This window comes from Ferruginibacter sp. (assembly GCF_031391665.1).
GTDB lineage: Bacteria > Bacteroidota > Bacteroidia > Chitinophagales > Chitinophagaceae > Ferruginibacter.
In genome coordinates this window covers 14633-25837 of the sequence record NZ_JANMUN010000058.1, presented here as the reverse complement: position 1 = coordinate 25837, position 11205 = coordinate 14633, and the positions used below count along the sequence as shown (strand labels likewise).

General features: G+C 37.0%; 10 protein-coding genes. 3 read left to right on the top strand and 7 right to left on the bottom strand.

The genetic code is table 11. From position 1 onward, the window contains the following. Nucleotide 1: 1 nt before the first annotated feature. Together kdpF and ACY651_RS04310 are read right to left on the bottom strand one after the other, a co-directional pair. On the bottom strand, nt 2-79 hold the full coding sequence (kdpF, locus tag ACY651_RS04315) for a K(+)-transporting ATPase subunit F (RefSeq protein ID WP_462250119.1): 78 nt from the start codon (nt 77-79) through the stop codon (nt 2-4). Nucleotides 80-348: 269 nt separating this feature from the next. Next, nucleotides 349-1683 carry a sigma-54-dependent transcriptional regulator gene (locus ACY651_RS04310; RefSeq protein ID WP_462250059.1) on the bottom strand — a complete coding sequence of 445 codons (1335 nt, stop codon included), beginning with the start codon at nt 1681-1683 and terminating at the stop codon, nt 349-351. Nucleotides 1684-1842: 159 nt separating this feature from the next. Between ACY651_RS04310 and ACY651_RS04305 the strand changes: the two genes are divergently transcribed. After that, on the top strand, nt 1843-2457 hold the full coding sequence (locus tag ACY651_RS04305) for a DUF502 domain-containing protein (protein ID WP_462250057.1): 615 nt from the start codon (nt 1843-1845) through the stop codon (nt 2455-2457). A gap of 72 nt (nt 2458-2529) precedes the next feature. Beyond that, complete coding sequence (locus ACY651_RS04300; RefSeq protein ID WP_462250055.1) at nt 2530-3495, top strand: zinc dependent phospholipase C family protein; 966 nt, start codon at nt 2530-2532, stop codon at nt 3493-3495. 12 nt (nt 3496-3507) lie between these two features. Here ACY651_RS04300 and ACY651_RS04295 read toward each other — a convergent pair whose 3' ends face one another. Genes ACY651_RS04295 through ACY651_RS04275 form a run of 5 tightly spaced genes read right to left on the bottom strand, consistent with a single transcriptional unit; the run spans nt 3508 to nt 9921 of the window. Then, entirely contained in the window at nt 3508-4713 is a 1206-nt protein-coding gene (locus ACY651_RS04295) for a DNRLRE domain-containing protein (RefSeq protein WP_462250053.1), read from the bottom strand. Between the two features lie 33 nt (nt 4714-4746). Continuing rightward, nucleotides 4747-6000: a hypothetical protein gene (locus ACY651_RS04290; protein ID WP_462250051.1), complete on the bottom strand. Its 1254-nt coding sequence runs from the start codon at nt 5998-6000 to the stop codon at nt 4747-4749. A gap of 7 nt (nt 6001-6007) precedes the next feature. Beyond that, nucleotides 6008-6514 (bottom strand): thioredoxin domain-containing protein, encoded by a 507-nt coding sequence (locus ACY651_RS04285; protein WP_462250049.1) that lies wholly within the window; start codon nt 6512-6514, stop codon nt 6008-6010. A gap of 4 nt (nt 6515-6518) precedes the next feature. Next, nucleotides 6519-8225, bottom strand: a complete 1707-nt coding sequence (locus ACY651_RS04280; RefSeq protein WP_462250047.1) for a multicopper oxidase family protein — start codon at nt 8223-8225, stop codon at nt 6519-6521. Between the two features lie 31 nt (nt 8226-8256). Further along, nucleotides 8257-9921, bottom strand: a complete 1665-nt coding sequence (locus tag ACY651_RS04275; protein ID WP_462250045.1) for a hypothetical protein — start codon at nt 9919-9921, stop codon at nt 8257-8259. 183 nt (nt 9922-10104) lie between these two features. On the opposite strand from ACY651_RS04275, the gene serC reads away from it, so the two are divergent. Then, nucleotides 10105-11199 (top strand): 3-phosphoserine/phosphohydroxythreonine transaminase, encoded by a 1095-nt coding sequence (gene serC / locus ACY651_RS04270; protein ID WP_462250043.1) that lies wholly within the window; start codon nt 10105-10107, stop codon nt 11197-11199. The last annotated feature ends 6 nt before the right edge of the window (nt 11200-11205 follow it).

The window sequence follows — 11205 nt, the reverse complement described above, 5'->3', positions numbered from 1 at the left end:
TTTAAAATTTTTCGGGTTTAATGAGTACGTAGCACATGTATGCAAACACGGCCAGCGAAATGATGAATAATACTATCATGGTTTATATTTTTTCGAAGAATTTAATGGCTTGAAAAAAGAGGGCAAATAATATTATGCCGCCAGTGATTAAAATTGCTAAAAGCATGGTTATTTAATTTAGTTATGCCATACCATTGTCAATTGCCATGCCTGTAACGTAAAAAATAGCAAACCCTTTGTCAGTAAGGATTTTATAAGAATGGCCGAAAAGTGGACATAAAAAACCCTTTCAAAATGAAAGGGTGAGGCTATCGTTTTGATAGTAAGAACACGCCTGAAGGCCTGTTCTTACAATTTATATTCATCCAGCTTACGGTATAATGTAGTTAACGCAATATTAAGCAGTTTAGCAGTTTCAGTTTTATTACCGTTAGTATAGTTCAATACTTTTTGAATATGAATTTTTTCAGCACTGGCCAGGTCAAAGGCAGAAAGTTGTTTTGTACCGTTACTTGCTCTTTGTAATTCCATTGGCAGGTTTTCAATGGTTAGCTCATCTTTATCAATTAATATTACACTCCGCTCTATTACATTTTTTAGTTCTCTTATATTACCATTCCAATGGTGTTTTTTTAAAACTTCTAAAAATTCTTTTGTAACCGGTTTAATTTTTTTATTGGTTTTTGAGGATACAATTTTTATAAAATGATTGGCCAGTTCTTCCATATCAATTACTCTTTCTCTTAAAGCAGGTAATGCAATTTGAAAAACAGCAATGCGGTAAAAAAGATCTTCCCGAAAATTTCCTGCTTCAATTTCTTTTTGCAGGTCTCTGTTAGTGGCTGCAATTAACCTGATATTTATTTTTACAGATTTATTTTCGCCTACTTTTATTAATTCTCCGGTTTCTAAAACACGAAGCAGTTTTGCCTGCAATTCCAATGGCATTTCTCCAATCTCGTCTAAAAAAACAGTACCATTATTTGCTTCTTCCATTAAACCTTTGGTATCTTTTATGGCGCCGGTAAATGCTCCAGCTTTGTGGCCAAACAATTCACTTTCTAATAAATCTTTACTGATGGCAGCACAATTAATGGCTATAAAATTTTTATTGTTTCTGGTACTGGCTTGGTGAATGGCCTGTGCAAACACTTCTTTACCGGTACCAGTTTCTCCGGTTAATAAAACGGAGGCGTCGGTAACGGCAACTTTTTTTGCCATGTCTATTGCAGCTAAAATATTTTTAGATTTACCAATAATACTTTCAAAAGAATATTTTTTTGATAATTGATTTTCTAAATGGTGTACCCGTTTTGCCAATGCTACTTTTTCAACCGCACGGTAAAGCAAAGGAATTATTTTATTATTATCATCACCCTTGGTAATATAATCGAAAGCGCCATTTTTTATAGCCTGCACACCATCGGAAATATTACCATACGCCGTCAACAAAATAATTTCTGCAAAAGGGAATTTCTCTTTTACCTTTTTTGAAAAATCCACACCGTTGCCATCAGGGAGTTTTACATCACATAATATAACATCAATATCTGCCTGCTCTAATTTTTTAAAAGCACTATTAATATCTGCAGCCTGCAGCACTTCAAATCCTTCCAAACTAATTATCCTTGCTAAAAGGGTTCTTAGTTTTTCTTCGTCGTCAACAATTAAAATTTTATTCATTTATCAGCATAAATTAGTAGGGTTCAAATGTAGTAAATTTAAAGATGGGTAATATGTATTTAAAAAGAGAACCCTTGCAAGATTTTAGAGAATAGTTTACTGCAGCTTTATCTAATCAATTTTTATTTAAAGTATCTTTGATAAATAAATTATTACAAAATGAAAAAGCGTTTTAATTACCGCAAGCTTTTACAATATTTTTTACAGGGTTTATTAATACTGGCGCCAATTGCCATTACGGCTTATGCTATTTTTTGGGTGGTTACTTCAATAGATAATTTACTGCCCATTTTTACCTACAAAGATGTACAGGGCAATGTAAAAGTGCAAAACTATGGCATTGGTTTTTTAATCATAATAGGTGCGCTTGTAATAATTGGATATTTCAGTTCTTTTTTTATTACCGGCAGGGTGGTAAGTTTTGTAGATAAAATATTAGAGAAAACCCCCGGTATAAAATACATTTATTCTACCACCCGTGATTTTTTTGAAGCTTTTGCAGGTGACAAAAAAAAATTTACTAAAAATGTTTTAGCCAATGTAGATGATAATGATGTGTGGCGTTTTGGATTTATTACCAGGGAAGATATGGAAGAATTTGGCCTGAAAGATTATGTTACGGTTTATATCCCGATGGCCTATTCGGTTGCCGGTAATGTTTATGTAATTCCTAAAACAAGGGTGAAGCCCATTACAAATATCAGTGCTGCACAAACCATGAAGTTTGCAGTGAGTGGTGGCATTACCGATGTGGATAATGAACACCCGCTCTAAATCTCTCCTTTAGTTAACGGAAAATTTTTAAGAGAAAATATTTTAAGGTGCTTTTCTAAAAAAAGACGCTGAATGAAAAAGAGTTTATTAATTATATTATTACTAATTATTCATTTAAAAAGTTTTTGCTGGGGCTTTTATGCTCACCAAAAAATAAATTACTACGCTGTTTTTTTATTACCTCCGGAGATGATGGTGTTTTACAAACCCAATATTAATTTTATAAGTGAACATGCTGTTGATCCCGATAAAAGAAGATATGCTGTACCAGAAGAAGGCCCAAGGCATTATATTGATATCGATCATTACGGCAACTACCCTTATGACAGTTTACCAAGAAAGTGGAATGATGCAGTTGCAAAATTTGGTGAAGACTCACTAAATAAATTTGGTATTGTGCCCTGGCATATACAAACTATGCTGACACGGTTAACTGCTGCTTTTAAAGAAAAAAATTTTAGTAAGATAATGAAGGCGAGTGCAGAAATTGGCCATTACATTGGCGATGCACATGTACCCTTACACGCCAACAGCAATCATAACGGGCAATTTACCAACCAGCGTGGCATTCATGGTTTTTGGGAAGGCCGTGTACCGGAATTGCTGGCAGAAAAAGAATTTGATTTTTTTATTGGCAAAGCCGAATACATAAAAAATGCCGGAGATTTTATTTGGAAACGTATTTTAGAAAGTGCCAAAGCCAGCGACAGTGTGTTAAATTTTGAACGTGAATTAACCAGGCAATTTAGTAATGATAAAAAATATTCTTTTGAAGAAAGAAATGGAAAAACGGTAAGGCAATACTCCACCGCATTTACGATCGCCTTTAATAAAAAATTAGATGGTATGATTGAAAGAAGAATGCGCCAATCAATTTTTTGCATTGCAAGTTTTTGGTACTCTGCCTGGGTAAATGCCGGCCAGCCCGATTTAAAAAGTTTAGTTAATCAAAAATTTACTGAGCAGGATGTAAAAGAATTTGAAGAACTTAATATAAAATGGAAAACCAGTGATAAAATCATTGGCAGAGATGAATAGATTTTTAATGATTTATAATTTTACAAACTGATACTGTTCCGGATTTTTATTTTCGGGATAAATGCATAAATAATAAAGCCCCGAAGCAAGCTTTGCAACATTTATTTTATTGGATGTTATACCACCACTTATTAGCAACTGCCCCGACTGGTTGTAAATTTTATACAATGTATTGGTAGCCGGTAAATTATTTTTTAAAATAATTGTTTGGGCAACAATATTACTTAAAGGTTTATACAATTGTGTAAAAGCGATGACACTAACTTTTACTACAGTAGAGTAAGTTTTTCTACCATCAAAATCCACCTGGGCAAGCTTATAAAAAATATTACCGCTGCTGGAAACTGTATGGCTAAAGTTATAGGTTTGTCTTACAGCAGTTGTACCATTACCATTCACTTTTGCAATATTGTTAAATAAAATACCATCGTTACTTTGCAAAATTTCAAAATGGCTGTTATTAATTTCCTGCTCGGTAACCCAGTGCAGGGTTACCGTATTAGCAGCGGCAACAGCATTAAAAGATGTTAATGTAATTGGAAGCGTGGCAGTATAAGTAACTGATAAAACCGGCCTGTTTGCTACTATTGTATTTTCCCTTGATCCAAATTTTCGTGCAGTTGAAATCACTGCTTCATTACAAATTAATATCCATCCAAAATTTGTAGCGGGTGTGTTTAACCAATTTTGTACATCCGTAATCATGGTTGCAGTGTTCCATGTATAAAAACCAGTACCACCAATACTAACAGCGCCGGATGAACCTGCAACAAAATCGCCTCCCTGGCTTATCCAGTTACTGCCGGGAAAAAAATTATTTATCCACGTGGCATCGTTTGTTGTTGCGGCAACACCTGCTCCATCTCCACTGCCACCACCTGCATTAGAGGTACCTTCGCCCCAGTTGCTTGTAAGTTTATGCAGGTTTACATCATCTGCCTGTGGCCTGCTAACATTACAGTTTAAAGTAAGCGATGCTGCCGTTATAATTGCGCCTGCAGGAACAGCAGCTGCAATATCAAACTTAATTAAACCACGTCTTGGGCTACCGCCACCGTTAGTTCCGCTAAAAATATTTTGCCCCAGTGCATTACTGTTGGCATTCGGTATTTGATAAATGCTGTTATCGGCGGCGGCAGCAATGTTAACTATAACAGGCTGGGCCATGGCGCTGCCGAAAAATACTATACTTAAAAAAAATAAAAATATTTTTTGCATTTGCTTAATTTTATAAGATACTTTTTTATTTAATTATTCTGCAAGTTCAACAACATCGTATTGTACTATAAACATTTCGTTACGTTCACTCTCGCCATATATAATTTTCTTTGCCGGTAAAATGATAAGGCTTGCATTTCCTTCGGAGTTATTGTATGAAGCAACAGCAAAAATTTTGCTGCCTTTTGTTAACTGAATGGGGATTGAAAAATCATATTTTTTACGCCAGTGTGCATCCCATCTTGGGATACTTAAAATATCAGTTCTTCTGCCTGTTACACTGTCAATAGCATAAATTTCCCAGCTGGTACAGGCATTTTGTCCCATGGGCATTATACTGTGTATTTCTATTGGTTTTTGTAAAGAAACTGTTGCATAAAAATTTCTTTTTTCATCAGCATTAATAACAAACGGGCCATTTGTAATTGTATTTGGCGTGAATAATACCCTGGAGTTAATAAACCTACTGATATCCTGTTTTTTACACAATTTTATTTTTACATAAGAGGAATCTTTTTGAGCTGCAACAGATGCAGCATAAAAAATATGCAGTACTATATGACTGTTTGCAGGAATTTTTTTTAAGTATGGCTTATTGTAAAATGTTGCACCCTGCATATCGGCTGTCCATTGGTACCAATTGTACTGATATGGTATAAAATTTAAACCTACCGGACTGTAATATCCGTAATTTAAATCATAGCTGTCGTACTGTGCTGCTTTGCCTGAGGTATCAATAGAAATACTGCAGCTCTTTACAATTTTTTTATTGCCGGGTATAAACTCAATGGCCTCCGCAAATACATCTTCATTTAAATTAACCGGGATAACAAACACCTGTGCCCTTTCGGTAAAATTTTCTTTTTGTGCAAAGGGTTTTTGCATTGCAAAGACTAAATCGGGTTTATTTATTGATGCTGTTTTACCCGGTGGATTTACATTTTGTTTAGCTGGGGCTTTGCCCTGTATCAATCCGCTGTCAATCCAATTTTTTATAAGTTTTATTTCGGCAGTGTTTAAAGTGCTGGTGTTTTTTATATGATTATAGCCCTGCTCAGCTTTCCATGGCGGCATTATATTATTTTGAGTAACGTAGCCAATCATTTTAGCGTAGGCGCTTACATTTTTATAATCTGTTAAGGGCATGGTGCCAATATTATTTCCGTTGTGGCAGGGCATGCAATGGGTTTGCAGGAGAGGTTTTATATGAGTGTTGTAATTTGCTGCGGTTTGTGCCGCACAACATACAACAGTAAATAAGGTATAAAAAAGTAAAAATAATTTCAACCCTTTATTATTTTTTATTGAAAGTAATATAACAACCCACTGCCGGCTTCCACGGAACTGGCACTTGTTTTTGAGCGGTAATTAAAGCCAGCGCATCCGCTAAATCATTATTACTGTAAATATGCCTTCGTTTGCCCGGTGCTAAATAAGCATCATTTATTCTTCCCCTGTATAATACACTATCTGCTTCATTGGCAACTACAACTTCGGGTGTAATTTTTGCTCCTAATTTTTTCGTCAGTGTTTGTTTTGCATCTACAGTAATAAAAAAATTAGTGAGTTTATTTTTTGTTTTAAAATTATTGGCCGTTTTACCGGTACTGCTTTTTAAAGGAAATACAAGATAAAAATCAGCATTGTTTTTATAGCTGTCGGATATGGTTGCCAGTGACTTTGTCATGTAAATAGATACAGGACATTCTTCTGCAGCAAATACATATACTTTTATATTTTTCGTTTGTGCAAAACCGTTTGCCAAAACAATTAAGAATATGATAGTTACTGAAAATTTCATTTTGTTATTGGATAATTGCTGCACCATTTACTACTTTAATTGTTATTTTTTTTGTTGTGATAATTGATGTGGGGTTTATTTCTTCGTGTGTGCCATTGCTTACAATATAAATGGTGGTGCCGTCTGTTGCTGCATTTACCGCTTCGGCAAGTGTATTATAAGGAAATATGGCACTTCCAAATTCTAACCCCACATGGCTTTTATCTACATACAAGCGCCTTGTTACAATAAACTGTTTCATCATACCGGCATCTTCGTGTGCAGTTATGTGGCAGTGATACATATAAGGCACATCGCCCCAAAAATCATCAAACTTGGTAATAAACCTCACCGTTTCTTTAGGGCCTACATATACTACATCTTTACGCCCCAGTTCGCTGGGTGTAAGGGCAATTAAATTATTTAAAGAGTCCCTTCTGTCTAATACATAAAACTGTATATCGTGTATATGAAAAGGATGATACATATTTACTGAGCCGTGCAACGTCCATATTTCGATACTGTTCAGGGGAATCACATCATCAATAGTACCCATCGCAAAAGCTGTTGCAGAAGCAGGAACATTTGTACTACCTATTTTTGCCCCACCAGCCTGGCCGGCAAATAGAAATTTATTTCTTGTATTGGTAGCAGAGGCTTCGGGTATTGGTGTAACAGTTGCTAATGTTACGGGTATAGTTGTAACTGGCACCGGCGTAGTAGTTGCAGCCACTACATTAAAATTTAATACACTAAAAATTGCACCGTTTAATGGATTAGGGGTATAATTAGGTGTGGAGGGTCCGCCAATATCAATCCATGCAGTGGTAGCGCCCCATGTACCGGTAGGTAATTCATTAGCATAACTAACCAAACTCAAACTTGTACCCACCACATAAGGAGAAAAATTTATGGCAATTTCGGCTCTTTCTCCCGGTGCTAAACGCAGTCGTGTTACTAATTGGCGGTTAGCCAGCAACCCTCCATCGCTGCCAATTTGATAAAAAGAAGCGTTATTGGAAAGCCCAAGCCTGAAGACCCGCTGTGCTGATCCATTTAATATCCTGAACCGTACATATTGCCTTGGCGCATTTAACCTGGCATTTCTTACACCATTAGTAAGCATGGTGCTGTCCCGGTTGCCAGCCGGATTACCCGCCCTGAAATATTGAACTTTTCCATTCAACAATATTTCTTTTGTTTGCAGAATTAAAGGGAAATCATCTACACCATATGTTCGGGGTAAATTCAATGCTGCTTCTTCGGCATCTTTTACAATTATCATCCCTGCAAGCCCCAGCGTTACATGTTTAGAGGTAGAGTCGTGCAAATGCGGATGATACCAGTAAGAACTTGCTTTATCCAGTACAGTAAACGATGGTGTCCATGTAGTATTGGGCTGAATTACGGTGTGTGGACCGCCATCATTTTCTGCTGCCACATGAAAACCATGCCAGTGTACAGTAGTTTCTTCGCCAATACTATTAGTAACGTTAAGGGACACCTGCTGTCCGGCGTTCATTATTAAAGTAGGGCCTAAAAGGTTTCCGTTAAATCCCATTGTAGCACTGTTTATTCCCGGAAAAAACTGATATGTACCATGCTGCATGTTTAAATTATATACCGGCCCGTTTAATACAGGTGGTATGGGCAAGGGTGTAAACTGTGCAAAACATATTGCTGAACAAAATATAAAAAGGGGGAATAATAATATGATGCGTTTAATATTCATTGTAATTAATTTAAGTAAATGAATATTGTTGTTATTGTAAATTAACCAGTACTAATACATAGCCCGTTTTATCATTGGCTTTGCCCATGGCTTTACCAATAATAGCCCCTTGTGTATCTGCAAAATTGGTTACTTTTTTTGCAACACCTTTTTCAGAAGATGAAGTAAGAAAATCGCCGGCATTAATTTCTCCACCTTCTTTATTGGTTAATACGTACACCCTGCCGGCTAATGCTACCGGGTATTCGCCATCTGCAATAGTACCCTGCTGGCTCATCAGCATACCAGCTTTAATACCATTGGCACCACTAATTATACCAACAATTTTTTTATCATTTACTGCATCGGTGATTTTTAATTTGCCTTCGGTTTTTTCATCAATAGAAACCAGCATACCTGGTTTTATACCCGGGCTGTTATTTTTATTTATAGAAAAATGTTCTGCTAAATCGGAGCCGCCATTTATTTGCAGCTCTCTTGTAATTATTCTGCCATCGCCATCTCCAAAGTCGGCATCTAATTCAATAGTTACCTGCCCGGCAGCATTATACAACCATACCGAAGCACCATCAACACCGCTTTCTGTAGGTCTCATAGCTATAGTTCTTTGCCCCGTGCTGGGATTTTCTGCATATATTGGCCCACTGGTAGTGTTACCCCCCTCTGCATAAAAATACACTGCCCGGTTTGTAGCGGTTGTTCCGGCACCTGTAAATGTTAGTGCACTTTTACCAAAAGCATTATAACCAATTTTGCCGGCATTTGCTTCTTTACCGGCAACACCTGCACCAAATTCCATTAAGTTTAAACCAACTACCTGTGATGTTCCATCTGCTGTTATACTAAAACGTGGAGTTGCCTGTGTGCCAAGATGCAATTTTCCAGTAGCGTTGCTGGCTCCTGTACTAAAATCAACATCTTCGGCTGCGCCGGAATATGAACCCCAATAGCCACGGTACAAATCGTTTTCATAAATACCTACAAACATTTGATTGCCCCCATTAAAATTGGCTAAATTAAAATTAGCGCTGGACTTTACATCCAATTTACTTGTAGGCGATAAATCTCCAATGCCCACCCTGCCAAGCGAATCTAAAACCATATTAGCTACGCCAGCCCTTGTCCTGAAATCGAACCCTTTTGGTACAAAAGCACTGTTAAAAGAAATAGCACCGGCAAAATTGTTGCTGTTTAAACCAAAATGTATTGAACTGGTATTGGCATTGGGGCTTAGCAAACTTAAAGCCACATCGCCACTGTTTTCAATTGTAGCGGCAGCGGTTCCAAAGGGCAATACTCCGCCTGCGCCGCTACCCCTTCTTACATGGAAAAGCGAACTGGGGGTTGTTGTACCAACACCTACAGAACCAGAATTATTTTTATAAATACTGCTGCCATTCCTGGTCCAGGTATTATCAACATCATCTGTTAATGCCACTGCCTTCCAGGCTCCTGCTTCATAATAAAACAACTGACCCCTTTCAGAATTATACACCAGCAGGCCCTGCGCAGGCGAAGTAATACCAGTCATTTGTGTGGTGTTCAACCTGGGGATAAGCACGCCTTTTGTAGTAGATTGTATTTCCAGCTGTGCACTCAGATCTGGCGTAAATGCTGTAGTTCCTATACCAACACTTTGTGCTGTACCGGTTAAACAAATAATAATTAACAGCGGCAGTAAGGTGGCTTTTTTCATTGTGGTGCAGTTTGTTTTTTATAAAATTACATTTTAAGGGGTCTAAATACAATACCCCATTCAGGTAATTTTTTCTCACTTATTCAACGGTTGATTTGAATTATCGAACGGTTAATCAGAAACTGTTTATTAACCAATCTTGCTTTTTGTTACCTTTGCCCCTCTTAAATTTTTTGATTATTAATGGCATTTAAAATGCCTTCTCCTTTTATGATTTATAATTTTAACGCAGGCCCGTCTATTTTACCAAAAACAGTTTTTGAAGAAGCTTCTCAGGCAATATTAGATTATAATAATACCGGTTTATCCATTTTAGAATTAGGACACAGAACGCCTGCATTTCAGGCAGTGATGGATGAGGCAAGGGCTTTGCTTGCAGCATTAATGCAGTTAGATAACGACCATGAAGTATTGTTTTTGCATGGTGGTGCCAGCACACAATTTATGCAGGTGCCTATGAATTTGCTGGATGATAAAGAAACCGCAGCATATTCCGATACCGGCGTATGGAGCAGCAAAGCCATTAAAGAAGCCAAACTTTTTGGTAAGGCAGAAATTGTTTGCAGCGGCAAAGAAAATAATTATTCCAGCATACCAAAAGATTTTGCAGTACCCAACGATGCAAAATATTTTCATATTACCACCAACAATACCATTTACGGCAGCCAGTGGCAAAAAATACCCAACACCAGTAATGTTTTAGTAGCCGATATGAGCAGCGATATTTTAAGCCGCACAATGGATTTTAACAGCTTTGGATTAATTTATGCAGGTGCACAAAAAAATATTGGTGCAGCGGGTGTAAATGTGGTGGTGGTAAATAAAAATATTTTAGGTAAAGTAAAACGTACTATTCCTACCATAATGGATTACCGCAACCATATTAAAGAAGGTAGTATGTTAAACACGCCGCCGGTTTTTGCAGTGTATGTTTGCATGCTTACTTTACGCTGGTTAAAAGCACAGGGTGGCGTGGCCGCAATTGAAAAAATTAACGATGCAAAAGCCGCCATGCTGTACAACGAAATTGATAACAACCCATTATTCAGAGGTACTATTGCGACCGATGACAGAAGTAAAATGAATGTTTGTTTTGTGATGAACAACCCTGCATTAGAAGATTCATTTTTAAGCTTTGCAAAACAAAATGGCATTGTTGGTATTAAAGGCCATCGTTTATCCGGTGGCTTCAGGGCATCTTTATATAATGCATTACCATTAAGCAGTGTGGAAGTTTTGGTGCAGATAATGAAAGAATTTACAGCAAAAAATGGATAATATTTA